Annotated in this window: 19 protein-coding genes; 8 read left to right on the forward strand and 11 right to left on the reverse strand. The window is 73.7% G+C overall.

Going from position 1 to position 25,403, the window contains the following annotated elements; all coding sequences use genetic code 11:
* The first annotated feature begins 14 nt into the window (after positions 1 to 14).
* Positions 15 to 785, forward strand: a complete 771-nt coding sequence (locus tag C7456_RS02885; protein WP_109722456.1) for a class I SAM-dependent methyltransferase — start codon at positions 15 to 17, stop codon at positions 783 to 785.
* A gap of 43 nt (positions 786 to 828) precedes the next feature.
* Here C7456_RS02885 and C7456_RS02890 read toward each other — a convergent pair whose 3' ends face one another.
* From C7456_RS02890 to C7456_RS02920, 7 genes are all read right to left on the reverse strand, one after another.
* Positions 829 to 1,824 carry a glycoside hydrolase family 43 protein gene (locus C7456_RS02890; protein WP_109722261.1) on the reverse strand — a complete coding sequence of 332 codons (996 nt, stop codon included), beginning with the start codon at positions 1,822 to 1,824 and terminating at the stop codon, positions 829 to 831.
* An 83-nt stretch (positions 1,825 to 1,907) separates the two neighbouring features.
* Positions 1,908 to 3,470, reverse strand: a complete 1,563-nt coding sequence (locus tag C7456_RS02895) for an RICIN domain-containing protein (RefSeq protein WP_170120160.1) — start codon at positions 3,468 to 3,470, stop codon at positions 1,908 to 1,910.
* A gap of 86 nt (positions 3,471 to 3,556) precedes the next feature.
* The gene (locus tag C7456_RS02900; protein WP_245889751.1) at positions 3,557 to 5,146 is read right to left on the reverse strand and encodes a sialidase family protein; all 1,590 of its coding nucleotides are present in this window, start codon (positions 5,144 to 5,146) and stop codon (positions 3,557 to 3,559) included.
* The gene (locus C7456_RS02905; protein WP_109722263.1) at positions 5,143 to 6,411 is read right to left on the reverse strand and encodes a GDSL-type esterase/lipase family protein; all 1,269 of its coding nucleotides are present in this window, start codon (positions 6,409 to 6,411) and stop codon (positions 5,143 to 5,145) included. Before C7456_RS02905 ends, C7456_RS02900 begins: the two co-directional genes overlap by 4 nt.
* 103 nt (positions 6,412 to 6,514) lie before the next feature.
* Positions 6,515 to 9,316 (reverse strand): TonB-dependent receptor, encoded by a 2,802-nt coding sequence (locus C7456_RS02910; RefSeq protein ID WP_109722264.1) that lies wholly within the window; start codon positions 9,314 to 9,316, stop codon positions 6,515 to 6,517.
* Positions 9,317 to 9,425: 109 nt separating this feature from the next.
* Positions 9,426 to 10,607: a glycoside hydrolase 5 family protein gene (locus C7456_RS02915; protein ID WP_109722265.1), complete on the reverse strand. Its 1,182-nt coding sequence runs from the start codon at positions 10,605 to 10,607 to the stop codon at positions 9,426 to 9,428.
* 120 nt (positions 10,608 to 10,727) lie between these two features.
* Positions 10,728 to 11,876, reverse strand: a complete 1,149-nt coding sequence (locus tag C7456_RS02920) for an aldose epimerase family protein (protein ID WP_109722266.1) — start codon at positions 11,874 to 11,876, stop codon at positions 10,728 to 10,730.
* Between the two features lie 384 nt (positions 11,877 to 12,260).
* On the opposite strand from C7456_RS02920, the gene C7456_RS02925 reads away from it, so the two are divergent.
* From C7456_RS02925 to C7456_RS02955, 7 genes are read left to right on the forward strand one after another with little or no spacing between them, the layout of a single operon-like run.
* Positions 12,261 to 12,986, forward strand: a complete 726-nt coding sequence (locus C7456_RS02925) for a FadR/GntR family transcriptional regulator (RefSeq protein WP_109722267.1) — start codon at positions 12,261 to 12,263, stop codon at positions 12,984 to 12,986.
* Positions 12,983 to 13,909, forward strand: a complete 927-nt coding sequence (locus tag C7456_RS02930; protein WP_109722268.1) for a 2-dehydro-3-deoxygalactonokinase — start codon at positions 12,983 to 12,985, stop codon at positions 13,907 to 13,909. Before C7456_RS02925 ends, C7456_RS02930 begins: the two co-directional genes overlap by 4 nt.
* Positions 13,906 to 14,553: a 2-dehydro-3-deoxy-6-phosphogalactonate aldolase gene (locus C7456_RS02935; RefSeq protein ID WP_245889752.1), complete on the forward strand. Its 648-nt coding sequence runs from the start codon at positions 13,906 to 13,908 to the stop codon at positions 14,551 to 14,553. The genes C7456_RS02930 and C7456_RS02935 overlap by 4 nt, the downstream gene beginning before the upstream one ends.
* Positions 14,550 to 15,698, forward strand: a complete 1,149-nt coding sequence (dgoD, locus tag C7456_RS02940; RefSeq protein WP_109722270.1) for a galactonate dehydratase — start codon at positions 14,550 to 14,552, stop codon at positions 15,696 to 15,698. Before C7456_RS02935 ends, dgoD begins: the two co-directional genes overlap by 4 nt.
* 5 nt (positions 15,699 to 15,703) lie before the next feature.
* Positions 15,704 to 16,471: an SDR family NAD(P)-dependent oxidoreductase gene (locus tag C7456_RS02945; protein ID WP_109722458.1), complete on the forward strand. Its 768-nt coding sequence runs from the start codon at positions 15,704 to 15,706 to the stop codon at positions 16,469 to 16,471.
* The gene (locus C7456_RS02950) at positions 16,468 to 17,406 is read left to right on the forward strand and encodes an SMP-30/gluconolactonase/LRE family protein (RefSeq protein WP_109722271.1); all 939 of its coding nucleotides are present in this window, start codon (positions 16,468 to 16,470) and stop codon (positions 17,404 to 17,406) included. Before C7456_RS02945 ends, C7456_RS02950 begins: the two co-directional genes overlap by 4 nt.
* A gap of 32 nt (positions 17,407 to 17,438) precedes the next feature.
* Positions 17,439 to 18,830: a sugar porter family MFS transporter gene (locus C7456_RS02955; RefSeq protein WP_109722272.1), complete on the forward strand. Its 1,392-nt coding sequence runs from the start codon at positions 17,439 to 17,441 to the stop codon at positions 18,828 to 18,830.
* A gap of 39 nt (positions 18,831 to 18,869) precedes the next feature.
* Here the strand turns inward: C7456_RS02955 and C7456_RS02960 are convergent, their stop codons facing one another.
* From C7456_RS02960 to C7456_RS02975, 4 genes are all read right to left on the reverse strand, one after another.
* A complete protein-coding gene (locus C7456_RS02960) occupies positions 18,870 to 21,644 on the reverse strand; it encodes a glycoside hydrolase family 31 protein (RefSeq protein WP_109722273.1) in 2,775 nt (924 codons plus the stop codon).
* Positions 21,645 to 21,777: 133 nt separating this feature from the next.
* On the reverse strand, positions 21,778 to 22,689 hold the full coding sequence (locus tag C7456_RS02965; RefSeq protein ID WP_109722274.1) for a helix-turn-helix transcriptional regulator: 912 nt from the start codon (positions 22,687 to 22,689) through the stop codon (positions 21,778 to 21,780).
* Positions 22,690 to 22,998: 309 nt separating this feature from the next.
* Positions 22,999 to 24,570, reverse strand: coding sequence for an alpha-amylase family glycosyl hydrolase (locus C7456_RS02970; RefSeq protein WP_109722275.1), 1,572 nt, complete (start codon positions 24,568 to 24,570; stop codon positions 22,999 to 23,001).
* A 14-nt stretch (positions 24,571 to 24,584) separates the two neighbouring features.
* Complete coding sequence (locus C7456_RS02975; RefSeq protein ID WP_109722276.1) at positions 24,585 to 25,403, reverse strand: alpha/beta hydrolase; 819 nt, start codon at positions 25,401 to 25,403, stop codon at positions 24,585 to 24,587.

Consider the following 25,403-nt stretch of genomic DNA (forward strand, 5'->3'; position numbering starts at 1 on the left):
GGGAGGTGCAGGCGATGGCGCTGAATCGCGCGGACTTCTACGACGCCGAGCTGCGGCGGCACCACGCGCACTTCCGCGCCGCCCTCGGCGTGGGCCCGCGCGACCGCGTGCTCGACATCGGCTGCGGCGCGGGGCAGTCCACCCGGGAAGCCGCCGCCGCCGCGGCGCAGGGAAGCGCGCTCGGCGTGGACGTGTCGGAGGAGCTGCTGCGGGTGGCGCGCCGGCGCAGCGCGCAGGCGGGGCTGCGGAACGTCGCATTCGAGCTGGGCGACGCGCAGGCGCACGCCTTTCCGGCCGCGCGCTTCGACCTGTGCATCAGCCGTTTCGGCGTGATGTTCTTCGCCGATCCGGCCGCCGCCTTCGCCAACATCGCCCGGGCGCTGCGTCCGGGCGCCCGCCTCGTGCTGATGGTGTGGCAGGGCCATCGCCGCAACGAGTGGGCCGTGGCGCTCCGGGACGTGCTGGGACCGGACGCCGGTCCGGCCGCGGACGCCGCGATGTTCTCGCTCGGCGATCCGGCCGCCACGACGGGCCTCCTGGCCGCGGCCGGCTTCGCGTCGGTCGGCTTCGCCGAAGTGCGCGAGCCGGTGTTCTATGGCCCGGACGTCGATGCGGCGCAGGAGGCCATGGTCGAGCTGTTCCTGCCGAAGGATGCGCCCGCCCGCGCGGATGCGGCGGCCGACGGGCGGATGCGGCGCCTGCGCGCGCTGCTGGAGGCGCACCTGACCGCGGATGGCGTGCTGTTCGACTCGCGCGCCTGGATCGTCACCGCGCACAAGGCATGAATCCCCCGCCGCCTTTTTCCGGCGGCGGGAGCCGCGGCAGCGCTCACCCGCCCGCCGGTCCCACGCCCGGCTCGCCGAAGTCCGGCCGGCCCCGCGCGTCCCAGCGGAAGGGCTGGATGCGCGGCGCGCGGCGCGCCGTGCACTTCCAGCCGGGGCCGCCGTTGGCGTGGTAGATGATCCAGTCCCTGCCGTCGGGCATCTTGAAGAAGCCGTTGTGGCCCGGCGCGTAGACGCCGGTCCTGGCCGAGCTGGCGAAGACCGGGCGCGGCGACTTGCGCCAGGACGCCGGGTCGAGCGGGTCGGCCCGCCCGTCCGCGCCGAGCAGGCCCAGCGCGTAGCCGTCGGACCAGCACGCGCTGGCCGAGTAGGTGAGGAACATCTGGCCGTCCGGGCCGGCCAGGAACTCCGGGGCCTCGAGGATCTTGCGCCCGCCCTGCATCTCCCAGGCGTAGGTGGGCGCGGCGATGTCCACCTGCGGCCGCGCCAGCGTCCACGGGTTGGCCATCGGCGCGATCACCAGGTCGCTGTGGTCGCCCACGTAGGCCGAGTAGACGAAGTAGCGCCGGCCGCGGTGCTCGAACACGGTGCCGTCGATGCCGGTGCGCTCGGTCCCGAGCATGCCCCTGTCGATCCAGCGGCCCCGCGTCGGGTCGGGCGAGGCGTTCTCCAGCACGAACACGTGGCGGTGCGCGTCGTCGTCGTGCGCGCGGTCGGCGGCGGTGTAGTACAGGTACCACTTGCCGTCGAGGTAGTGCAGCTCCGGCGCCCACACCGACGCCGAGTTCGGGCCGCGCGCGGGCGGGCGCCACACCACCACCGGCGGCGCCTCGGCCAGGCGCCGCATGTCGGCGGTCTTGCGCAGCTCGATGCGGTCGCCGGAGGTGCTGGTGTAGTAGTAGAAGCCGTCGCGCTGCGCCACCCACGGGTCCGGGCCGGAGGGCAGCAGCGGCGCCGCGTAGCGCTGCGCGCCGGCGGCGTGCCAGGGGCCGGCCAGCAGCAGGAACAGGAGCGCAAGGCGCCGGTGGCGCGTGTCGTTCATCGTCGTCGTGCCCGTGGGCCGGCCGGCCGCGCCTTGCGTGCGGGGAGTCGTCCGCGCGGGGCACCGCGCGACGCGCGGCCGGCTCAATGCAGCGTCCACTGCTGCGTGCCCAGCCCGTTGTCGGTGTAGATCTGCAACTGCGTGCCGGCGGTGGTGGAGCCGGCCGGGTCGTCCAGGACCAGCGCGCCGGCGGCGCGGTTCTTCAGCTTGTAGCTGCCGTTGCCCAGGTCGATCACCTGCCAGCTCTGGTTGGCGTTGCCCACGCAGCCCCACAGCGTCACCGGATTGCCCGGCGCGGTGCTGCCGCCGGTGTTGTCCAGGCACAGGCCGGTGGCCTGGTTCTGCAGGCTGTAGTAGCCCTCGCCCTGCGCGTGGAAGGTCCAGCGCTGCACGCCGAGGCCGTTGCAGGTCCACAGTTCCGCGCTGGTGCCGTTCTGGTTCGACCAGCCGGTGTCGTCCAGGCACAGCGCGGGCGCGTAGACGCTCTGCAGCGCGTAGGTGGCGCCGTCGGCCGGCAGCCGGTTCCACGGCTCGCTGGCGAAGTAGGTGATGCAGCCGCCATCGAGGTAGTCCGAGGCCAGCTCCAGGATGCCCGAGCCGTCCGCCGCGGGCAGCAGTGCCGAGGAGTAGTTGGGGCAGTAGTTGTCATATGCGGTGGGCACCTGCACCGGCGCGGCGATGGTGAACCAGTCGCCGCTGCCGTCGGCGTTGGTGTTGGCGAACAGCACCTTGCCGTTGGACGGCGAGACGCTGCCGCCGGCTTCGTACATCACCTGGCCGACCAGCAGGATCGCGCCGCCGGCGGACAGCGGCGTGGGGCTCCAGCGGTTGAGCGGCGCGTGCTCCAGGTACTGGCCGGTGGCGGTGTGCACCTTGGTGCCCATGTCGGCGGGGTCGCCGAAGTTCCAGCCGTCCACCGAGACGCGCGAGAACACCGTGCACGCCGCCGGCCCGCACAGCTCGTAGCTCATGAAGAAGTGCCCGTCGGGCAGCGGGCTCACCGTGATCATGCCCGGCCGGTCGGCCGGGATGGTGCTGCGCACGGTGTCGGCGCGGTCGCGCCAGATGGCGCCGTCGTAGCTGCGGATCTGCGCCAGCTTCTGGCTGCAGCAGGGGTCGGTCTCGTCGGACCAGAACATCACCAGCGCGCCGTCGTTGGCGACCTCGAACTCCGGCTCCCACAGGCCGTGGCTGGCGTCGCCGCCGAGCACGGGCGTGCCGTGGTAGCTCCAGGTCGCGCCCTGGTCGGTGCTGGTGTAGACCTCGATGGCCGGCGTGCCGCCGGAGAAGTAGGAGGCGGCGAACAGCAGCGTGCCCGCGGCCAGGCCGCCCACCGGCTGCGGCAGCTCGTACAGCGTGGCGCAGCAGCGCTCGCTGCTGCCGGCGGCGGTGGGCACGCTGCCGAGCCGCGTCCAGCTCGCGCCGTTGTCGGTGCTGCGGAAGATCACCCCGTTGGTGCTGGCGACGAGCTGGCCGTTGACCATGGCCGTGCCGTGCGCCAGCCGCACCACGCGCGGGTACAGCGTGCTTCCCTGCAACACGGTGCCGGTGGCCGCCTGCGCGGCGCCGTGCGCCAGGCCCAGCAGGCAGAGCGCGAGCGCCAGGCGGACGCGCCAGCGAGCGATGATCCGACCGAAGGCTTGCATGGTTCCTCCTTCGCCGCGCATGCGGCATGCGTGGGAGCGGCTTCCGGCCGCGACCCGGCGATCCATCCGCATGTCCGGTCCGCCGCTCAAGGCGGCCCGTCCGGCGTGAGCGGATCGAGTTGCAGATAGTCGACGTCGGCCGCATGGGCCGCGCCTTCCAGCGTCACCTGGTGGTCGCCCGCGGCCAGGCGGCCGGAGGCGGTGGCGACATGCCAGCCGTCGCGCCCGGCGCGGTCGCTGGCGGGCCAGGCGGCGCCGTCGACATGGATCGCCGGCTGCGCGGGCCGGAAGCCGAGGTCCTGCCAGCGCAGCGTCGCGCGGTACATGCCCGCCGCGGCGACGTGCAGCGCGAACGCGAGCTGCCCCTGCGGCGCCGAGGCCAGGCGGGCCTTCGCATGGTTGGACGCGGAGGGGTCGCCGATGCGCACCGCCGCGCGCCGCGCCGCGTCCTCCGCCTCGTAGCGGCCGAAGCGCGGCGCGGCCGTGGCGAACAGGATGCTGTTGCGGCGCTCGTCCTCCGGCTGCTGCGGCGAGGAGGACGAGGTGGCGTGCCACAGGCGGCCGTCCGGCAGCGCCAGCAGCGCCTGCGTCCAGCCGGCGTGGATGTTGCCGGTGAGCTTCTGCACCGGCGCGGGCATCTCCCACCACGGGCCGCGGCCGCCGTCGCCGTTCCAGTACAGGCTGCGCCCGGAAGGATCGCCGTCGCCGCCCGCGCGCTCGGCCAGCACGGCGAGCACGCCGCCGCCCGCGCCCGGCAGCCAGCGCACCACGGGCGAGGCCGCCGGCCAGGCGCCCGCGGCGGTCTGCACCGGCGTGCCGCGGTCGGCCGGGTCGCCCCAGTCCAGCCCGTCGCGGCTGAACTTCACGTACACCTGGCCGTTGCGCGGGCCGTCGATGTCCTCGTAGCTCATCGCGTAGCGGCCGTCGGGCAGGCGCTCGACCACCGCCATGCCGGGCCGCTCCACGCCGCCGGGCACGGCCACGTCGACGGTCTCCGCGCCCCAGCTGCGGCCGCCGTCGGCGGACAGCCTGTGCGCCAGCAGCTGGTTGTAGCCCTCGGCCTTGTGCTGCTCGCTGGAGTAGTAGGCGACCAGGCGGCCGTCGTCGAGCCGGTGCACGTTGGGCTCCCACACGCCGTGGTTGTCCTTGTCCGAGGGATGGCCGCCGCCCTTGACGATGGAGCCGCGGTAGCGCCAGCTGCGGCCGCCGTCGGTGGAGGCGTACAGCTGCAGGTCCTGCCGGGCGAGATGCCCCTGCGCGTCGTTGCCGCCGGCGTTGGCGGCCAGCAGCAGGGTGCCCGCCGGCAGGTCGCCGCTCGCTCGCGCCAGCTCGGAGAGGTGCGGCTGCCAGCGCAGCTGCCAGCGCGGGTCGCCCGCGTGCGCCTGGTCGGTGACATTCAGCAGGAAATGCCAGTGCGCGCCGCCGTCGCGGCTCTCGTACAGCGGGATGCCGTCCATGCCCTCGCGCTCGAACACCAGCAGCAGGCGGCCGTCGTCCTCGCGCCGCGGCTGGTGTTCCAGGCGGACCGCCGAGACGTAGCCGATGCCGTCGGCGAGCACCTCGCCGCCGGCCTGCGCGGGCGCGGCGGCGGCGGCGGCCGGCAGCCAGGCGAGCGCGAGCAGGCACGGCAGCGTCCGCAGCATGGGCGGCCTGCGGCGGAAAGCGTCGGGGGTCATGGCGATGCTCCTCGGTGTGCGGAGGCCGGGGGACAGTCGAACAGCGCCAGCGGCACGGCCGCGGCCATCGCGCGGTAGCCGGCGTCGCTGGGATGCAGGCTGTCGCCGCTGTCGTAGTCCGCGCGCAGCCGCTCCGGGTGCGCGGGATCGCGCAGCGCGCGGTCGAAGTCGATCACGCCGTCGTAGCCGGCGGGCCCGCGGATCCAGGCGTTGAGTTGCCGGCGCGCCGCCTCGCCCGCGGCGGTGTAGGTCCGCGTGGTGCCCGCATAGGGCAGCACGGTGCCGCCGTAGACGCGCACGCCCCGGGCGCGCGCGGCCGCGATGATCGCCCGCTGCGCCGCGATGACCGGCGCGGCCAGCGCCTGCGCGGACGGCGTGGCCGCGCCGCGCGCGTGCGCGGCGGCGGCGGCGGCCAGGCCGATGTCGTTGATGCCGCCCAGCACGATCAGGTAGCGCACCCCGGGTACGGCCAGCGCGTCGTGGGCGACGCGCTCGCGCATCGCCTCGCCCAGGCCGAAGTTGCCCTGCTCGGCCGCGACCTGGTTGGCATTGATGCCGGCGTTGAGCACCGCGCGCGGGCAGCGCGCGGCGGCGAGGCGGTCCTGCAGCGCGTCGGGCCAGGCGGCGAGCTGGCTGGCCTGGAAGCCGTTGGTGATGGAGTCGCCCAGCGCCACCACCGCGCTGGCCGGCGCGGTCGGCCGCACGTCGATGCGCGCCAGCCACGCCACGCCGGGCAGGCCCTCGGCGTCGGCCAGCGCGGGATCGCGGGTGTGGTCGCCCGCGCCGGAAAGGTATTGCGCGTTGCGCGGGTCGGGATGCCAGGTGCCGGCCACGCTGCGGCCGGCCACGTACAGGCTCACGCCGAGCACGTCGCCCGGCTGCACCGCCAGGTCCAGCGGATCGCTCTGCGCCTCCTGGCCCGGCGCCACCGTCACCGCCGTCCGGCCGCCGAAGCGCAGCGCGCGCAGGCTGTCCGGGCGCAGGTTGGCGCCCACGTCGCGCAGGCCCACCGAGGCGGCGTCGAAGGTGACCGGCGCGTCGCCGTAGCGGTTGTCCAGCACGATGCGCAGCTGCGCGCCGGCCACGCCGACGCGGGCCAGCGCGCGCAGCGTCCGGTGCTCCACGACCGGCGCCGGCGCCGCGCGGAGCATCGCGGCGCTCCACGCGCCCACCCAGGGCGCGTCGGCCGCCGCCGCGGGCAGGACGGCGAGGGCGGCGGCCAGGGCAAGCGTCGCGCGGTGGCGAAGTGCGAGGCCTTTGGACATCGTTCGGGCTCCGATCGCAGGGACGGTCCGTTCCGCCGGCCGGCGGCGGCGCGAGCGGCGGCGGCGACGGCGGGGGGAGGGTTTCCGCCGTCGCCGCCGGCACTCACATCTTGAAGCGCACGCCCAGGCCCACGGTGCGGTCCTGGTAGCGGATGTCGCGCGGGCGGGTGTCGCCGTCGCCCCAGAACTGGTGCAGGTCCGCGCCGAAGATGTTGGTCGCGTTGAGCACCACGGTACAGTTCGGGTTGACGTCGTAGCCCAGCGAGAAATCCACCTGGTTGGCCGGCTTGATCTCGTCGTTCACGCCGGCCACGGTGGGCTGGTTGAAGCCGTCGATGAAGCGGCTGCGGTAGTTGTAGGCCAGGCGCGCCGACCAGCCGTACTTCTCGTACATCAGCACGGCGTTGCCGTTGTTGCGCGACACGTTCTGCAGCGGCGACACCACCACCGGGCCGCCGATGTACTGCGGCGAGCGCGTGGAGCCCTCGATGTAGGTGTAGTTGAGCTGCACGCCCAAGCCGCTCCATGCGCCGGGCAGGAAGTCGAAGAACTGCTGGTAGGCCACCTCGGCGCCGTCCAGGTGGCCCGAGCCCGCGCTCTGCGGCGAGTTGAGCTGGTACGGCTGGCCGCCGATGGTCACGTCGGTGACGTAGTTCTGGATGTAGCCGTCGATGTCGCGGTAGAACACGCCGCCGCTCAGGTAGCTGGCCGGCGCGAAGTACCATTCCAGCGAGGCGTCGTAGTTGTTGGAGCGGACCGGCTTCAGGTCCGGGTTGCCGCTGCTGGCGATGCCGGCGCGGTTGATCGTGCCGGGGTTGAGCGACAGCGACGGGTTGAGCTGGCCGAAGTCCGGGTAGGTGAGCGTCTTGGCCGCCACCAGGCGCAGCTGCAGGCTGTCGGTGAAGTGCAGGTTGAAGCTCAGGTTCGGCAGGTACACCGGCTTGCTGGTGCTGGCCGAGAGCGGCGTGTAGAGGTTGGTCGAGGCGTCGTAGGAGAACGCATCGAGGTTGCGCTTGACGCGCTCCACGCGCATGCCCATCAGGCCGTCGAACGGCAGGCCGAACAGCTCGTTGCCGTAGGCGGCCTGGAAATAGCCGGCGTAGGACTTCTCGTCGATGTGGTAGTAGCGGCCCGGGTTCTCCGGCGCCAGGCCCGGCGGCAGGCCGTAGAGCTGGCGGATCGCGTCGGCGTTGTCGACCAGGAAGTCGTAGCAGCCGCTGAGCCAGGACACCGGGATCGCCGAGGTGGTCGGCTGGCGGCAGAAGTAGCCGTTCGGGAAGCGCGCGATCACCTGGTTGGCCGGGTTCGGGTTGAGCGAGATGTCGCCGGTGCCGCCGGGCGGCGGCGTGGAGATCTCCACGCTGCCGTGGTACTCGGCCTTGTGGTCGGAGTAGCGCAGGCCGAAGTCCAGGTACTGGAAGAAGCTGCCGTCGATGTCGTAGTTGCCGTCGCCGCGCCACGCGACCTGCTTGCCGCGCTGGTCGTTCCAGGTCTGGAACAGGCCGTTGAGGTAGTAGTTGGCCGGGTCGAGCTGCGGGTTGCCGGCCAGCGTCCAGTTCTGCTGGTCGCCGTGCGTGCCGCTCCACACCGTGGTGATCGGCGCCTTGAGGAAGGTGTCGACGATGAAGGTCTGCTCGTGGAACGAGGTGGAGTTGAACGACAGGTCGGTGGACAGGCGCAGGCGGTCGCCGTGCCACTTCACGCCGATCGAGTTCTGGATGTCGTGGCCCCATTCCTCGTGCGCCTGGGTGCTGGTGGCCGCGTAGGTGTTGCCGGTCCAGCTGCCGCTGGCGGCGTCGCAGATGGTCTGGCCGTAGTAGGGCGAGCCGGTCAGCTGGTTGGGGTAGCAGTGGCCGGTCACGGTGAGGTTGGTCGGGTCGACCGCGCCCACCGGGAAGCTGAAGTAGAACGGCTGGTTGTAGTCGTCCGAGTCCCAGTCGTAGAGGCCCTCGAGGTACACCTCGGTGCTGTCGTTGGGCTTCCACTGCAGCGCGTAGTTCATCTCCTCGCGCTGGCGGTTGCCGATGTTGTAGTCGGCGCCCCAGCCGTTGGGCGCGGCGATGAGGTTGCCGTCGGCGGTGCGGATCGGGTCGCCCGAGGCGCCGGTGAGCAGCTTCGGGAAGTCGCCCCACACGGCGTTGTAGTCGTAGTGCTGGCCCATGAAGCCCATGTTGAACAGCGCGCCGATCTCGCCGATGCCGGTCTGCCAGCGGTCGCTGAGCAGCACGCTCAGGTTCGGGTCGGTGTGGCCGCCGTACTTGCTGTGCGTGCCGGTGGCGGTCACCGCCGCCTTGGCGCCGTCGAAGTCGAACGGCCGGTACAGCTGCATGTCCACCAGGCCGGCGATGCCGCCGTCGGGCAGGCTGGCCTCGCTGGTCTTGTACACCTGCACCGTCTTCACCGCGGTGGCCGGCAGGTTCTGGAAGGCGAACGCGCGGCCCACGCCGCTGAAGATCTCGCGGCCGTTGAGGGTGGTGATGACGTTGGGCAGGCCGCGGATCACCACCGAGCTGGTCTCGCCCTGGAAGCCCTGCGCGATCTGCACGCCGGTGATGCGCTGCATGGCGTCGGCCACGCTGTTGTCGGGCAGCTTGCCGATGTCCTCGGCGACGATCGAGTCCACGATCATGCGCGCGTCCTGCTTGATCGTCTGCGCGCTCTGCAGGCTCTCGCGCAGCGGCGTCACCACCACGCCGGAGAGGTTCACCGCGTTCTGCGCGGACGTCTCGGTGGCGGTGGCGGCCTTTTTCTTCGGCGCGGCCTGCGGCTGCGGCGTGGTGTCCTGCGGCGGGGCGTCCGCGGCGGACGGGGCGGCGGACGGCGGCGAATCGGCGGCGTGCGCGGCGGCGAGGCTCGCCGCGATCATCGTCGCGAGCAGGGTCAGATGGATGCGCTTGCGGTTCATGGATGCTGCCTCCCCTACGAGGTGGTGGTGCGCCGGCTCGTGCCGGCGGCATTCGTTGTGCTGGTTGTCGCCGCCCGGCCGCGTCTCGCGCGCGGTCCGGGCGGGCCGGTCAGTGCTTGCCGTCGGCGGCGGCCGGGTAGCTCGCCGCCTCGGCGGGCACCTGGCCGCGCGGCGCGCGCGAAAGGGCGCGCAGGATGTCCGCCTCGCGCTGGCGGTACGGCGTGCCGTCGGCATGCAGCAGGTCGTGGAACCACAGCGTGGGCGGCTGCAGGGTGTACGGGCGCTGCCACGAATCCCACGGCAGCGTGGTCTGCGTGCGGCCTTCCACGAAGCCCCAGTTCACCATGCCCACGTCGAGCTTCTTCGCCAGCGGCAGCACGCCGTCGATGGTGGAGCCGGCGCCGCGCGCCATGTACTCGGTGCAGATCAGCGGGCGGCCGTAGCCTCGCAGCTGCTCCACGCGCGCGGCGAACTCCTCCGGCCAGCCGTAGTTGTGGAAGCTGATCACGTCGGACTGCTCGACCTGCGTGCGCTCCACCGCGTTGAGCCTGGCCGGGTCGGACCAGTCCGCGTCGTGCCACAGGCCGCTGGTGAGCGGCTGCGTGGGCGAGGCGCTGCGCGCCCAGGCGAACACCTGCGGCAGCAGCTTCGCCACCAGCGCGGTCTTGTCCTTCGGCTCCCGCGCGTCGTAGTCGCCGCCGCCGGGGTTGTCCGGCTCGTTCCACACGTCCCAGGCGAGGATGCGCGGGTCCTTGGCGAAACTGCCCACGACGTCCTTCACGTAGCGCTCCAGCCGCGGGTACTGGCCGGGGTCGGCCAGCGCCACGCCGGGGCTCTGCACCCAGCCGGAGTTGTGCACGCCGGGGATCGGCGGGTGCTGCGGGCCGAGCCTGGGCTCCGGGTCCCAGCACGAGTCGAACAGCACGAGGATCGGCTTGATGCCGTGCCGGCTGGCGATGGCGAGGAACTGGTCGATGCGCTTCTTGAAGCCCGCCGCGTCCTGCTGCCACAGCAGGTCGTGCAGGAACACGCGCATGGTGTTCATGCCCAGCCGCTGCGCCCAGCCCAGCTCGCGGTCGATGCGCGCCGGGTCGAACGTGTCCGCCTGCCACATCTCCAGCTCGTTGACGGCATTGGCCGGCACGTAGTTGCTGCCCAGCGGCCACGCCTGCCTCGCGTACCAGGCCCTGGCCTCGGCGGGCGTCCAGCGCGCCGCGGCGTCGTGCGCCGGCGCCGCCGCGGCGAGGCTCGCCGCCAGTCCGAAGGCCATCGCCCGTAGTGCGTGCTTCATCGGTCTCCCCTTGCGGATCGCGGGCTCGCGCCCGCGCTGTGTCGGTCCGGCGCCGCGCGCGGGGCAAAACGCCCCTGGGGGCGCCGCCTGCGTGGCGTCCCTGCCGCGGAACGTGCTCGGTCAGCGCGCGCCGCGCGCCGGCCCGGTGGTGAACTCGTAAACGATCAGGTTGCGGTAGACATGGCCGGGCTCCAGTCGCGCCGAGCCGAACGCGGGCCGGTTCGGCGTGTCCGGGTAGAGCTGCGGTTCCAGCACGAAGGCGTCGCCCTGGCGGTACACGTGCCCGCCGGTGCCCACCGTCGTGCCGTCGAGGAAGTTGCCGGAGTAGAACTGCAGGCCCGGCTGCGCGGACTTGAGCGTCAGCACGCGGCCGGACGCCGGGTCCTCCACGCGCGCGACCACGCGCGGCGCGGCGGCCTCGGCGCGGCTGATCACCCAGTTGTGGTCGTAGCCGCGCCCGTTGAGCAGCTGCTGGTCGGCGACGCGGATGTCGCGGCCGATCGGCTTGCCCCGGCGGAAGTCGAACGGCGTGCCGTCCACCTTGCGGATCTCGCCGGTGGGGATGGCGGTCGCGTCCACCGGCAGGTAGGCGTCGGCGGGGATGGTCAGGCGCTGCCCCATCACGCTGCCCGAGCCCTCGCCGGCGAGGTTCCAGTAGGCGTGGTTGCTCAGGTTGACGATGGTGGGCTTGTCGGTGGTGGCGCGGTAGTCGATCGACAGCCGGTTCGCATCGTCGAGCGTGTAGGTCGCCGTGACGGCCAGCCGGCCGGGATAGCCCATCTCGCCGTCGGGGCTCGCGTAGCTCAGCGTGACGCTGGCCTTGCCGGCGTCGTGCCTCACCTCGCCGATGGTCCACAGCGCCTTGTCGAAGCCGCGGGTGCCGCCGTGCAGCGAGTTCGGGCCGTCGTTCACCGGCACCTGGTAGGCCTTGCCGTCGAGCGTGAAGCGCCCGCCGGCGATGCGGTTGGCGTAGCGCCCCACGGTGGCGCCGAAGTACTGCGGCTTCTTCAGGTAGCCGTCCAGCGTGGCGTAGCCGAGCACGACGTTGGCGGCCTTGCCGTCGCGGCCGGGCACGCTCAGCGACTGCAGGCTGGCGCCCAGCGCCAGCACGCGCGCGGTCATGCCGTGGCCGTTGTCCAGCACGACCGCCTCCACGCGGGTGCCGTCGGGCAGGCGGCCGAACGTCTCGCGCCGCGCGTCGGCGGCCTGCGCGGCCGACGCGAGGGCCGCCAGGCCGAGTATCGAACCGATCAGTGCTGCGCGCCGCATGCTCTCGGATGCCCTCTGCGTGACCGCGGGATGAAGGCATCCAAGCACATTGTATGATTATCGTGCAAGTGTTTCCGGGTGCCCGGAAAACCCTTTGTGCGGCGCGCCACGAGGCCTTGCGATGCCCGCCGCGCGGCGCAAAGCGCGGCACGATGCGCGGCATGCGCCGGCGGCGAAGGATCGACGGGAGGCGAACGCGCGCCGACATTCCGCAATGCGTCATCGACGGGCGCGCCGCGGGCGGCGCATCATCGGCGCGTCGTGCGGCGGAAAGCGCGCGCGGCGCGGCTTGGCAGGACGCGCGCAAAGTGCTTATAGTCCGTTTGTATGACAATTGGCCCGCGGGCCAACCTTCATCGCCGGGACCAGGGGTCAGAGGATCTCATGAGGAAGCCGATCGCAGTCCGCAGCCTGTACGGGCACGTCATGCACGAGCTCGGCCGGCGCATCGTCAGCGGCAAGGTGAAGCCGGGCGAGGTGCTGCCGCGCGAGGAGACCCTGGCCGAAAGCCTCCAGGTCAGCCGCACCGCGCTGCGCGAGGCGCTCAAGGTGCTCTCCGCCAAGGGCCTGATCGAGTCGCGCACCGGCGTGGGCGCGCGCGTGCTGGAGGAGCGCTACTGGAACCAGCTCGACGCCGACGTACTGGCCTGGCGCTGCGCCTCGATGCCCACCGACGACTTCGTCGACAAGCTGGTGGAGATGCGCGAGGTGATCGAGCCGGCCGCCGCCGCCGCCGCCGCGCGCCGGCGCACCGCCGCGCAGCTGGCCGCCATCGACGCCGCCTACCGGGCGATGGACGCGGCGCAGACGCTGGAGGCGTGGACCGAGGCCGACCTGCAGTTCCACGACGCGGTGCTGCACGCCACCGGCAACGAGCTGCTGCAGTCGCTGTTCTCGGTGGTGGAGACCGCGCTGGGCACCTTCTTCACCCTGTCCGCGCGCAACGCCAGCAACTTCAAGTACTCGCTGCCGCACCACCAGAAGGTGCTGGAGGCGATCCGCCGCCGGCAGCCGGAAGTGGCGCGCAAGGCGATGCAGGCGATGATCGCCGACTCGCAGGCCAACCTGCAGCGCAGCCGTAGCCGCGCGCGCCGGAAGGCGACGGCATGACGGCAGCGCTGATCGGCCTGGACTGGGGCAGCACGCAGCTGCGCGCGTACCGCTACGGCGAACGCGGCGCGGTGGAGGCCGTGCGGACCCTGCCCTGCGGCGTGCGCCAGCTGCCCGCGGGCGGCTTCGCGCAGGCGTTCGCGCAGGCGCTCGAGGGCTGGCCGGCAGCGCCGGTGATCGCCTGCGGCATGGTCGGCAGCCGCAACGGCTGGCGCGAGACGCCCTACCTGGACACGCCCGCGGACCTCGACCGCCTCGCCGCGGCGCTGACGCCGCTGGCCGCGCCGGACGGCCGCGCGGTGCATCTGGTGCCGGGCCTGCGTGATCCCGCGCGGCCCGACGTGATGCGCGGCGAGGAGACCCAGGTGGCCGGCGCGCTCGCGCTGGAGCCGCCGATGGCGCGGCGCGCGCGCCTGCTGCTGCCCGGCACGCACAGCAAGTGGGTGGAGGTGCGCGACGGCGCGGTCGTCGGCTTCGCCACCATGATGACCGGCGAGCTGTACGCGCTGCTGCGCCAGCACTCGATCCTCGGCGCGGCGCTGCCCGCGCCGGTCCCCGACGGGGACGCCTTCCGGCGCGGCGTGCGCGCCGCGCGCGACAGCGGCGCCGCCGGCATGCTCTCGCGGCTGTTCTCCGCGCGCGCGCTGCTGCTCGACGGCGCGCTCGCGCCCTCCTCCGTGGCGGACTACCTGTCCGGCCTGCTGCTCGGCGAGGAGCTGCGCGCCGCGCTCGCCGCCGGCTGGGCGGCGCCGGGCGAGCCGGTGCTGGTGGTCGGCGACGAAGCGCTGTGCGAGCGCTACCTGCGCGCCGCCGAGGCGTTCGGCATCGGCTTGCGCCGCGCGCCCGGCGACGCCGCCGCGCACGGCCTCTGGCGCATCGCCGCCGCGGCCGCCCTGGTCCCCGGCCACGCGACGGCGGCATGACTTCGATGGACGCCTGGCTCGCCCCGCTCCCGCTGGTCGCCATCCTGCGCGGGCTGCGCCCCGGGGAGGCGCTCGACGTCGGCCGCGCGCTGCTCGACGCGGGCTTCCGCGTGCTGGAGGTGCCGCTCAACTCGCCCGAGCCGTGCGAGAGCATCCGCCGCCTCGCCGACGCCTTCGGCGACCGCGCGCTGGTCGGCGCGGGCACCGTGCTCGACCCCGCGCGCGTGCGCGAGGTCGCCGCGGCGGGCGGCCGCCTGGTGGTGATGCCGCACGCGGACGCCGGGGTGATCCGCGCGGCCAAGCAGGCCGGGCTGTACTGCGTGCCGGGCGTCGCCACGCCCACCGAGGCGTTCGCCGCGCTCGGCGCCGGCGCGGACGCGCTCAAGCTGTTCCCGGCCGAGCAGGCCAGCCCCGCCGTGCTCCGGGCCTGGCGCGCCGTGCTGCCCGCCGGCACGCGCGTGCTGCCGGTCGGCGGCATCACCCCCGACGGCATGGCGCCCTGGCTCGCGGCCGGCGCCGCCGGCTTCGGCATCGGCTCCTCGCTCTACGCCCCCGGCCGCGCGGCCGGCGACGTCGCCGCGCGCGCGCGCGCCTTCGCCGACGCCTGGCGGCGCCACCTCGCATCGAAAGGAACCGCTCCATGAAGATCACCCGCCTGACCACCTTCCTCGTGCCGCCGCGCTGGCTGTTCCTGCGCATCGACACCGACGCCGGCGTCAGCGGCTGGGGCGAGCCGATCGTCGAGGGCCGCGCGCACACCGTGGCGGCGGCGGTGGACGAGCTGGCCGACTACCTGGTCGGCAGGGACCCGCGCCACGTCGAGGACCTGTGGAGCGTGATGTACCGCGGCGGCTTCTACCGCGGCGGGCCGGTGCTGATGAGCGCCATCGCCGGCATCGACCAGGCGCTGTGGGACATCAAGGGCAAGGACCTGGGCCAGCCGGTGCACGCGCTGCTGGGCGGCCCGGTGCGCGGGCGCATCCGCGTGTACTCGTGGATCGGCGGCGACCGCCCCGCCGACACCGCGCGCGCGGCGCGCGACGCGGTGGCGCGCGGCTTCACCGCGGTGAAGATGAACGCCACCGAGGAAATGCAGTACGTGGACACCTACGACAAGGTCGAGCAGGTGCTGGCCAACGTGCAGGCGATCCGCGACGCGGTGGGCCCGCACATCGGCATCGGCCTGGACTTCCACGGCCGCGTGCACAAGCCGATGGCCAAGGTGCTGATGCGCGAGCTGGCGCCGTTCCGGCTGATGTTCATCGAGGAGCCGGTGCTGTCGGACCACCTGGAGGCGCTGCCGGAGCTGGCCGCGGTCTCGCCCGCGCCGATCGCGCTGGGCGAGCGGCTGTACTCGCGCTACGACTTCAAGCGCGTGCTGCAGACCGGCGGCGTGGACATCCTGCAGCCGGACCCCTCGCACTCGGGCGGCATCACCGAGACGCGCAAGATCGCCGCGATGGCCGAGGCCTACGACGTGGCGGTGGCGCTGCACTGCCCGCTCGGCCCGATCGCGCTGGCGGCGAACCTGCAGCTGGACGCGGTGTGCCACAACGCCTTCATCCAGGAGCAGAGCCTGGGCATCCACTACAACGCGGCGAACGACCTGCTCGACTACGTGCGCGACCGCGACGTGTTCGCCTACCAGGACGGCTTCGTCGCCATCCCGGACGGCCCCGGCCTGGGCATCGAGGTCAACCAGGACTACGTGGCCGAGCGCGCCGCGGTGGGCCACCGCTGGCGCAACCCGATCTGGCGCCACGCCGACGGCAGCGTGGCCGAGTGGTGAGCACGATGGCCGACGCCTACGCGACCTATCCCAGCCTGCGCGACCGCGCCGTGCTGGTAACCGGCGGCGCCAGCGGCATCGGCGCGTCCTTCGTCGAGCACTTCGCGCGGCAGGGCGCGAAGGTGGCTTTCCTCGACGTGGACGACGCGAGTGCGGCGAAGCTGCGCGTTTCCATCAGCGGCGTACCGCATGACCCCCTGTACGTGCATTGCGACATCACCGACCTGGATGCGCTGCATGCGGCGATCGACAAGGCACGCGCGTTCGTCGGCCCGGTCGCGGTGCTGGTGAACAACGCCGCCAACGACGCCCGCCACGCCTTCGGCGACACCACGCCGGCGGACTTCGACCGCAGCATCGCGGTCAACCTGCGCCACCAGTACTTCGCCACCCAGGCGGTGCGCGGGGACATGCGGCGCTCAGGCGGCGGCTCGGTGATCTGCCTGGGCTCCACCGGCTGGATGAAGAAGAACGCCGGCTACCCGCTGTACGCGATGGCCAAGGCCGCGGTGCACGGCCTGGTCAACGGCCTGGCGCGCGAGCTGGGCCGCGAGCGCATCCGCATCAACGCGCTGGTGCCCGGCTGGGTGATCACCGAGAAGCAGCGCCGGCTGTGGCTGGACGCCGAGGGCGAGGCGGAGATCGCGCGCGTGCAGTGCCTGCCCGGCTACCTGATGGCCGACGACCTGGCGCGCGCGGCGCTGTTCCTGGCCGCCGACGACAGCCGCATGTGCACCGGGCAGTCCTTCGTCGTGGACGGCGGCTGGGTATGAGCCTGCGCGCCGCCGTCGCCCTGCAGGCGCGCGACGCGCTCGGCGAGGGCCTGCTGTGGGACGCGCGCGGGCAGGCGCTGTACTGGACCGACATCCACGCCGCCGTGCTGTGGCGCTACCGCCCGCGCGACGGCGCGCTGCACTCGTGGGCGATGCCCGAGCGGCTGGCCTGCCTGGCGCTGTGCGAGGCCGACGGCTGGCTGCTGCTCGGGCTCGCCTCGCGGCTGGCGTTCTTCCACCCGGACACGCGCGCGCTGCTGCCGGTGGCGGAGGTGGAGGCGGGCCTACCCACGCGGCTCAACGACGGTGCCTGCGACCGCCAGGGCCGCTTCGTGTTCGGCACCCTGCACGAGCCGCCGGGCGGCGGCCCCAGGCAACCGCTGGGCGGCTTCTACCGGCTGAACCCCGACCTCTCGCTCGAACGCCTGCCGCTGCCCGGCGTGGCGATCAGCAACAGCGTGGCGTTCAGCCCCGACGGCGGCACGATGTACTTCTGCGACTCGCCGGCGCGCGCGATCCAGTGCTGCGCCTACGGCGACACACTGGGCGCGCCGCGCGCATTCGCGCGGATCGACGATGAGCGCGGCGAGCCCGACGGCTCCTGCGTGGACCGCGAGGGCGGCCTGTGGAACGCGCAGTGGGGCCTGGGCCGCGTGGTGCGCTACGCGCCGGACGGGCGGCCCGACCGCGTGGTCGAGCTGTCCGCCGCGCAGCCCACCCGCCCCGCCTTCGGCGGCGCCGGCCTCGCCGCGCTGTACGTCACCAGCGCGCGCGACGGCCTGGACGCGGCCGCGCTCGCGGCGCAGCCCGACGCCGGCGCGCTGTTCGTGGCCGAGCCGGGCGCACGCGGCCTGCCGGAGCCGCGCTTCGCCGGCCCGCCGCCGCACGTCATCGCCGCCGCGCAGGGAGCGCGGCCCACCCACCATCGCCCATAGAGGCGCTCGACACCACCCGCGGGGGAGTTTCCATGCATGCCCAAGCCATCGCGCCGACCGCGGCGCACCCGAAGGCCACCGTCGTCTTCACCTGCGTGCTCGCCGCGCTGGCGGGACTGATGTTCGGCCTGGACATCGGCGTGATCGCCGGCGCCACCCAGTTCATCCAGGCCGAGTTCAAGGTCGGCGACCACACCATCGAGTGGATCGTCAGCGCGATGATGTTCGGCGCGGCGGTCGGCGCGCTGTTCGCCGGCTGGCTGTCGGCCACGCTCGGGCGCAAGCGCTCGCTGATCCTGGGCGCGCTGCTGTTCGTGCTCGGTTCGCTGCTGTGCGGCCTGGCCTGGTCGCCGGCCTCGCTGATCGCCGCGCGCGTGGTGCTGGGCCTGGCCATCGGCCTGGCCACCTTCACCGCGCCGCTGTACCTGGCCGAGGTGGCGCCGGAGCACATCCGCGGCGCGATGATCTCCACCTACCAGCTGATGATCACCATCGGCATCCTGGTGGCGTTCCTGTCCGACACCGCGCTCAGCTACAGCGGCGCGTGGCGCTGGATGCTGGGGGTGATCGCGGTCCCCGGCGCGCTGTTCCTGCTCGGCGTGCTGCTGCTGCCGGACAGCCCGCGCTGGCTGATGATGCGCGGCCGCCGCGAGGAGGCGCTGGGCGTGCTGCGCCGCCTGCGCGGCGACGCCGAGGTGGTGGCGCGCGAGGCGGCCGACATCGAGGAGCAGCTCAGGACGCCGCAGCGCGGCTGGCACCTGTTCCGCGAGAACGCCAACTTCCGCCGCTCGGTGGGCCTGGGCGTGCTGCTGCAGCTGATGCAGCAGTTCACCGGCATGAACGTGGTGATGTACTACGCGCCGCGCATCTTCAAGGAGATGGGCTACGACACCGCCGCGCAGATGTGGTTCACCGCGCTGGTGGGCCTGACCAACGTGCTGGCCACCTTCATCGCCATCGCGCTGATCGACCGCTGGGGGCGCAAGCCGATCCTCTACACCGGCTTCGCGGTGATGGCCGCGGGGCTGGGCGTGGTCGGCGCGATGATGCACGGCGGCATCGTCGGCCACGGCGAGCAGATCTTCACCGTGGCGATGCTGCTGGTGTTCATCGTCGGCTTCGCGATGTCCGCCGGCCCGCTGGTGTGGACGCTGTGCTCGGAGATCCAGCCGCTGAAGGGCCGCGACTTCGGCATCGGCTGCTCCACCTTCACCAACTGGGTGTGCAACATGATCGTGGGCTTCACCTTCCTGAGCCTGCTCAACGGCATCGGCAACGCCGCCACGTTCTGGCTGTACGCCGCGCTCAACCTGCTGTTCATCGGCCTGACCTTCTGGCTGGTGCCCGAGACCAGGGGCGTCACCCTGGAGCAGATCGAGCGCAACCTGATGGCCGGCCGGCGGCTGCGCGAGATCGGCCGCTGAAGGCCGCGCCGCGCGCCCGCGCGGCGCGCGGCGGCGCCTTCACCGCCACGCCACGTCGAGCCGCTCGCCAACCGGGTGCGCGGGCAGGCGCGCCGTGGCCACGCCGGTCCGCGCGTCCCACTGCCACGCCGCGGCAGCGGGCCGGCCGTCCACGGTCAACCAGGACGGCCGCGCCTGCGCATGCACGCGCAGCACGTAGGCGCGCTGCTGCACCTGGCCGGCGAAGCGGCCCTGCGCGGGCCCGACCGCCAGCTCGTGGCTGCCGTCGGCGCGGGTGGCGTGGCGGATCGGCGTGATGGCGTGGCGGTCCGGCGCGTCGTAGTCGGCCGAAACGCCGTCGTCCTCGTACAGCCGGAAGTCGTCCGCGCCGTCGCCGTAGACGTCCAGCACCAGCGTGTCCAGCGGGCGCTGGTCGGAATACGCGCTGTCCGGCTGCGAGGGCACGACCGCGCCCTCGCGCGCGAACACCGGCGTCTCGTCCACCGCGTAGCGGCGGGTGAAGCTCGCGCCGCCCGCGTAGCGCCGGCCGTCGAAGAAGCCGATCCACCGCCCCGGCGGCAGGTACACCGTGCGCTCGCCGCCGGGCGCCAGCACCGGCGCCACCAGCAGCTCGTCGCCGAGCAGGTACTCGTGCGTCTGCCGGTAGGCCTCCTCCAGGTCCGGGTAGGTCAGGTACAGCGGGCGCAGCAGCGGCAGCGAGGTCTCGTGCGCCGTCCAGGCGTGGCTGTAGAGGTAGGGGATCAGCCGCGTGCGCAGCGCGAAGTACTTGCGCATCAGCGCCACGCCCCGGTCGCCGTACACCCACGGCATGCGCAGGTTGCCCTCGCGCGGGTTGGCGTGGGCGCTGTGCATGCGCAGGATCGGGCTGAAGGCGCCGAACTCGATCCAGCGCGCGTAGAGCTCGAAATCGATCCTGCCGCCGTGGAAGCCGCCGATGTCGTGGCTGACGTAGGGCACCAGCACGTTGCCGGCGCGCGCGGTGTAGGCCACCTCGTAGGCCAGCACCGGCCACTCCGAGTAGGTGTCGCCGGTGAAGAACGCCGGGTAGCGCTCGCTGCCCCAGTCGCCGTAGCGGCTCAAGATGAAGCCGCGTCTGCCGGTGCCCTGGGCGAAGTCGTAGAACACCTTGTTGGTCCACAGCTGCGGGTCGAGCCCCGGCATGTCGGCCGCGCCGCCGCCGCCGTCCACCCACCACAGGTCCACGCCCTGCCGCATCAGCGGCCGGTGCAGTTCGCGCATGAACACGTCGGCCTGGTGCCGGTCGGCCAGGTCGAAGGCGATGCGCTCGGGCGGCGGCGCGTCGCGGAAGGCCACCGGGCCGCGCAGCAGGCCGCCACCGCGCGGGCCGGGCTCCACGCGCAGCGCGATCGCGTTGCGCCGGCCCGGCCGGGCGTAGGCGGCGACGTCGGCATAGGTGACGTGCTGCGGCCACTGCACGCGGCTGTGCTCGACCTCCTGGCCGTTGACGAACAGGCGGTAGTCCTTCGCCACCTCGCCGAACTGCAGGTAGAGCTTCGCGGGCAGCCGTTCGGGCAGCGTCACCTCGGCGCGGTACCACGCCACGCCCTGGCCGGCGTGGCCCTGCTCCTGCCAGGACGCGCCCGCGCGGATCGGCGCCCAGCGGCGGTCGTCGTGGCCGGGGGCGTACCAGTGCCCGGCCAGGCCGCGGTCGCGCGGGTCGGCGGCGAAGCGCCAGCGCGCGGCGGTGACGTCCAGCTCGAACGCGGGCCTGGGCGGCGGCGGCCGGCCCAGCGCGCGCAGCACCGCGGGCGCGTGGCTGTCGTCGTGCGAGAGGATGCTCTCCCGCGTGTTGGCGTAGCCGGGATGGTCGTTGAGCGCGAGCTTGATGCCGCGCGCGTGCAGCCAGCGGATGAAAGCGTCCGGCTGCGGGACCAGCGGGCTCCAGTCGTAGCCGCCGTCCCAGCCGTAGTTGTGCCAGGCGAAGTCCAGCACCAGCGTGTCGAACGGGATGCCGTCGGCGCGCAGCCGGGCCAGCTCGTCCTCCAGCATGCGCTGGTCGTAGCGGCGGAACGCCGGCTGGCGCGCCTGCGCCGTGCCGGGGAAGTACTCGAAGTTGAAGTCGGTGATCCACGGGCCCAGCGTGTAGCGCGGGATCATCGGCACCGGGCCGCACAACCGCGCGTACTCGCGCAGCACCCGCGGGTAGTCGCGGCCGTAGGCGAACAGGTACCAGTCCTGGCCGCCCTGCTCCGCGCGCGGCTCGATCCACTGCGCGCGCGCGTTCCACAGCGGCGTGCGGCTGTCGTCGATGAAGGCGTAGCCGCTGCGGCTCAAGAGGCCCGGCTTGGCCTTCTCCAGCTTCACCTCGATGCCGGGGATCACGTCGTTCACCGGGCTGTCCAGGTCCAGGCCGTCGGTGGGCAGGTTGGGCTGGCTGATGTTGTCCAGCGAGTAGGTGAGCCCGCCCAGGTTGCGCGGGTCCTCCTGGCCGGGATGCCAGCCCTGCGCGCCGCCGCCGTTCCAGGTCACCTTAAGGTTGCCGGCGGCGAACGGCCCGGAGCCGAGCCGGTAGCGCAGCGTCATCGCCTCCGTGCGGGCGACCAGCCAGCCGTCGCGGCGCTCGGTGCGCACCGCCACCGCCGGCCAGTCGCGCTTTTGCACCACCGCGGTGGGCGCATCGACGAAGCGGCCGGACGGCGCGTACTCCATGCGCACCAGCGTGGGCGTGAGGAACTCGAAGCGCGCGTGGTCCGCGGTCACCACCGGCTTGTCCGGCGCCAGCGCGCAGCACGCCAGCCCCAGCGGCAGCAGCGCCGCCAGCACGCCCTTCATCGCCCATCGGTGGACGGCCATGCCATCGCCTCCTCTGCCGGAACGGGAGCGCGGCGGCGCGGGCGGGTCGGCCCGACGTCCGTGTCGATGCGCGGCGCGGGCGCGGCCGCCGGTGCCGTGCCGCCGCGCGGGCGCGGGCACGGCCTGCGGAAAGCTACCGCAACCGCGGCGCGCGCGCGCGGCCCTTCACGGCGGCGGCGCACGGCCGGGCGTGCGGCGCGACGGCGCCGGCCTGCCGGCGGTAGGCCCTGGGCGTCAGGCCGAAGCGGCGGTGGAACAGCTCGCCGAAGTGCGAGGGCGTGGCGAAGCCCAGGTCGTAGGCGATCGAGGCGATGCTCTGCGTGGTCTCCAGCAGGCGGCGGCTGGCCAGGTGCAGGCGGTGCGTGCGCACGTAGTCGCTCCAGCTCATGCCGACCTGCTGCTTGAAGCGGCGGCTGAAGTAGGCCGGCGACAGCGCGCACAGCGCCGCGGCCTGCTCCGCGCCGGGCGCGCTGGCGGGATCGCGGCGCAGGCGGTCGATCGCCGGGCGCAGGCGCTGCAGGCCGTCGCCGTCGGCGGCCAGCGGCGCGCCCGCCATGCCCGGCGCGCGCACGGCGGCGCGCAGCAGCAGCTCGACCAGCGGCAGCGCCAGCGGGTCGGCCGCGTCCAGCTCCGCCAGCCAGCGCGCCAGCTCCATCAGGCGGCGGTGCAGCGTCGCGCCGGGCCGCGCGCAGAACGGCTCGCGCAGGCGCTCCAGCCCCGGCGCGCGCGCCAGCGCCTCGCCGGCGGCGGCCTCCACCTGCACCAGCACCCAGTCGCGCGGGCCCGGCGCCAGCGCGAAGTCGTGGTGCTGCAGCGAGGGCACGAAGGCCAGGCAGCGCGGCGCCAGCGCGTAGCGCCGGTCGGCGGCGTCGAAGTGCCCGCCGACGCGGCCGAACAGCACCAGCTCGTGCACGTCGTGGAAGTGCACGAAGGGTTCGCTGGCGGCCGCCTCGCGGCCCTGCCGCACGCGCTCGGCGCGCACCGGCGCGCCCGGCCGCAGCTCGACGGGTTCGCAGATCGGGCGCTCGATGTGGGGCAGGGCCATGGCGGGGGCGGTGCGGGGGCGTCGCTCGTGGTGGGCCGATTGTGGCGCATGGGGCGGTGGCTGGGTGACTGAACTCCGTTTCTCCGCCCGCCTCCACTGCCCGTCGTTCCGGCGCAAGCCGGAATCCAGTCGAAATACGTCCCGCGAAGCGGACAAAACCACTTTGTGTGCTTCGCACGTCGTGCTTGCGCTGGATGACCCGCTACGCTCGCCCCTTCGGGGCCGTCTGCTGCGCAGACGTTCTTCGCGCTACGCGCTCGTCCGGCTTGCGCCGGAACGACGGGCAGGAGCAACCCGGGCGGGGCCCCGCTAGCGCGTGCCGAGGATGCGCACCTGCATCGGATGGAGCAGCGCAGCGGGCGAGGCGTCCGCGCCGCCGTGCAGCAGGTCGGCCCACGCCGCGCCGGCGAGCTTCGCGCCGAGCGCGGGCCGCGCGTCGGCCGCGCCCAGGTTGACCAGCAGCAGGGTGCGCCGCGCGCCGTCCTCGCGCAGCAGGCACAGCACGGCGGAGGCGTCGTCGCAGAGGATGCGCTGGCCGCCCTCGCGCAGCTCCGGCCGCGCCCGGCGCAGCGCCAGCAGGGTGCGGTACCAGTGGTACAGCGAGTCCGGGTCGGCCTGCTCCTCCTCCAGCGACACGCCGTCGTGCGAGCGGTTGTAGCGGCCGGTCCACCAGGGCCGGTCGCCGCGGTACCAGATCGCCGAGCCCGGCGCCTCCAGCTCGGCCTGCCAGCGGAACGCCTCGCGCATCGGGATCTGGATGGCGTCGGACACCGGCACGTCCTTGAGCGGCCGCCCGCGCATGCCCAGCTCCTGCCCGTAGTAGACCAGCGGCTCGCCCTTGAGCAGCAGCGCGATCGCCGCGCCGGCGCGCGCCTTCGCCGGGTCGCCGCCGACCAGCGACATGTAGCGGTCGATGTCGTGGTTCTCCAGGAACACGATCTGGTCCTTGCCCGGCGGCGTGTCCCGCGCGGTGGCGCGCAGCGTGTCGACGATGGCGCGCTTGTCCAGCTTCGCCAGCGCGCCGCGCAGCGGGAAGGCGAACACCAGGTCGACGTGGCCGCGCACCAGCCAGTCGCGGCCGTAGCCCCAGCCGGCCTGCTCGGCGATCAGCCGCAGCCCCGGCCGGCGCGCCTTCAGCGCGCGGAACAGCGGGGTCCAGAACCCGGCGAACAGGTCCCTGTCCACGCCCTTGCGGTCGAGGTCGTCCATCATGTGGTCGAGGCGGAAGCCGTCGACGCCGTCGCGGCCGCTGCCGTCGCCGTGCGGGTCGGCCCAGTACAGCAGCAGCTCGCGGAAGTAGCGCTGCACCCCGGGGTCGTGCAGGTCGACCATGGCGATGCCGATGTCGCGGCCGTCGTAGCCCTGCCAGCGCGCGCGGTCGAGGAAGGGCTCGGCGGTGCAGTGCTGCGCGTCGCGCCACAGCAGGTGGCCGGCGTAGGGCGCGCGCGGCTGGCAGATCGCGTTGTCCCACCACGGATGGCCCTCGGCGACGTACTGGAACTCCTCGTCCAGGTACACCTTCAGCCCCCGCGCGTGCGCGGCGCGCACGAAGGCGAAGTAGTCGTCCAGGCTGCCGTAGGCCGGCTCGATCGCCTTGAACGCGGTGGCGAAGTAGTTGTGGTAGTACGGCGAGGGCTGCAGCGGGGTGAGCAGGATCGAGGTGGCGCCGAGGTCCCTGATGTAGTCCAGCTTGCCGGTCAGCCCCCTGAGGTCGCCGATGCGGTCGCCGTCGGAGTCGCGGAAGCTGCGCTCGAAGACCTGGTAGAACACCTCGTCGGCGGCCCGCGGCGGCGGCGCGTCGCCGGCCGGGGCGGAAGCCGCCGCCAGCGCCAGCAGCAGCGCGGCCGGGGCGGCGGCGAACCATCGGCGGATCGTATGCATCGGCGTTCTCCGTGTCAGAGGCCGGCGCGCAGCGCGTCGCCGAAGAAGCGCAGCACGCCGGCCAGCGCGGCCGACCAGTACGGCCAGTCGTGCCCGCCGGCGCCCTCGACGTAGCGATGCGCGATGCCGGCCCGTTGCAGCGCGCGGTGCAGCGCGCGGTTGGCTTCCAGGTAGGGATCGTCCCACCCGCAGCCCAGGTACAGCGGCGGCGGCGAGCCGGGCGCGCCGGCCAGCGCGGCCAGCACGCTGCGGTCCGCGTCCGCCGCGCTCCAGCCGGCGCGGGATTCCCCGATCAGCCCGTCGAACTGCGCCGCCTGGGTGACCGCCGACAGCGCCGCGGCCGCGGCGATGCGCTGCGGGTACTTGCCGGCCAGGCGCAGCGCGCCGAAGCCGCCCATGCTCAGGCCCGCCAGCAGCAGCGGCGAGCGCTCGCTGCAGCCCTCGACCAGCTCGCGCGCCAGCGCCGGCACGTCCTCGACGATCCAGCGCTCGGCGTCGTGGTCGGCGTGCCGCACGTAGCCCGAGCCGTCGCCCCACAGGCCGTCCGACGGCATCAGCAGCGCCAGCGGCGGCAGCGCGCCCTCGGCGAGCAGCCGCGCGGCGGTGCGGTGCGCGCCGCCCTTGAGCGCCCACGCCCAGTGCGAGCCGAACACGCCGTGCAGCAGCACCGCGACCGGCAGGTCGGCCACGCCGCGCGCCGCGGGCGGCACGTACACGGTGACGTCGGCGCGCCGTCCCAGCGCCGGGCTCTTCACGGTGACGAACTCCAGGCCGTCCGCCGCGATGGCCGGATCGGAGCGCTCCACGGTGCGGAAGGACGACGGCGTGCTCAT

It is taken from the genome of Fulvimonas soli (assembly GCF_003148905.1).
GTDB lineage: Bacteria > Pseudomonadota > Gammaproteobacteria > Xanthomonadales > Rhodanobacteraceae > Fulvimonas > Fulvimonas soli.

Excerpts from the sequence above, each read along its gene's own strand:
- C7456_RS02885 (WP_109722456.1), top strand. The coding sequence starts at position 15 with ATGGCGCTGAATCGCGCGGACTTCTACGACGCCGAGCTGCGGCGGCAC.
- C7456_RS02890 (WP_109722261.1), bottom strand. The coding sequence starts at position 1,824 with ATGAACGACACGCGCCACCGGCGCCTTGCGCTCCTGTTCCTGCTGCTG.
- C7456_RS02895 (WP_170120160.1), bottom strand. The coding sequence starts at position 3,470 with ATGCAAGCCTTCGGTCGGATCATCGCTCGCTGGCGCGTCCGCCTGGCG.
- C7456_RS02900 (WP_245889751.1), bottom strand. The coding sequence starts at position 5,146 with ATGACCCCCGACGCTTTCCGCCGCAGGCCGCCCATGCTGCGGACGCTG.
- C7456_RS02905 (WP_109722263.1), bottom strand. The coding sequence starts at position 6,411 with ATGTCCAAAGGCCTCGCACTTCGCCACCGCGCGACGCTTGCCCTGGCC.
- C7456_RS02910 (WP_109722264.1), bottom strand. The coding sequence starts at position 9,316 with ATGAACCGCAAGCGCATCCATCTGACCCTGCTCGCGACGATGATCGCG.
- C7456_RS02915 (WP_109722265.1), bottom strand. The coding sequence starts at position 10,607 with ATGAAGCACGCACTACGGGCGATGGCCTTCGGACTGGCGGCGAGCCTC.
- C7456_RS02920 (WP_109722266.1), bottom strand. The coding sequence starts at position 11,876 with ATGCGGCGCGCAGCACTGATCGGTTCGATACTCGGCCTGGCGGCCCTC.
- C7456_RS02925 (WP_109722267.1), top strand. The coding sequence starts at position 12,261 with ATGAGGAAGCCGATCGCAGTCCGCAGCCTGTACGGGCACGTCATGCAC.
- C7456_RS02930 (WP_109722268.1), top strand. The coding sequence starts at position 12,983 with ATGACGGCAGCGCTGATCGGCCTGGACTGGGGCAGCACGCAGCTGCGC.
- C7456_RS02935 (WP_245889752.1), top strand. The coding sequence starts at position 13,906 with ATGACTTCGATGGACGCCTGGCTCGCCCCGCTCCCGCTGGTCGCCATC.
- dgoD (WP_109722270.1), top strand. The coding sequence starts at position 14,550 with ATGAAGATCACCCGCCTGACCACCTTCCTCGTGCCGCCGCGCTGGCTG.
- C7456_RS02945 (WP_109722458.1), top strand. The coding sequence starts at position 15,704 with ATGGCCGACGCCTACGCGACCTATCCCAGCCTGCGCGACCGCGCCGTG.
- C7456_RS02950 (WP_109722271.1), top strand. The coding sequence starts at position 16,468 with ATGAGCCTGCGCGCCGCCGTCGCCCTGCAGGCGCGCGACGCGCTCGGC.
- C7456_RS02955 (WP_109722272.1), top strand. The coding sequence starts at position 17,439 with ATGCATGCCCAAGCCATCGCGCCGACCGCGGCGCACCCGAAGGCCACC.
- C7456_RS02960 (WP_109722273.1), bottom strand. The coding sequence starts at position 21,644 with ATGGCCGTCCACCGATGGGCGATGAAGGGCGTGCTGGCGGCGCTGCTG.
- C7456_RS02965 (WP_109722274.1), bottom strand. The coding sequence starts at position 22,689 with ATGGCCCTGCCCCACATCGAGCGCCCGATCTGCGAACCCGTCGAGCTG.
- C7456_RS02970 (WP_109722275.1), bottom strand. The coding sequence starts at position 24,570 with ATGCATACGATCCGCCGATGGTTCGCCGCCGCCCCGGCCGCGCTGCTG.
- C7456_RS02975 (WP_109722276.1), bottom strand. The coding sequence starts at position 25,403 with ATGAGCACGCCGTCGTCCTTCCGCACCGTGGAGCGCTCCGATCCGGCC.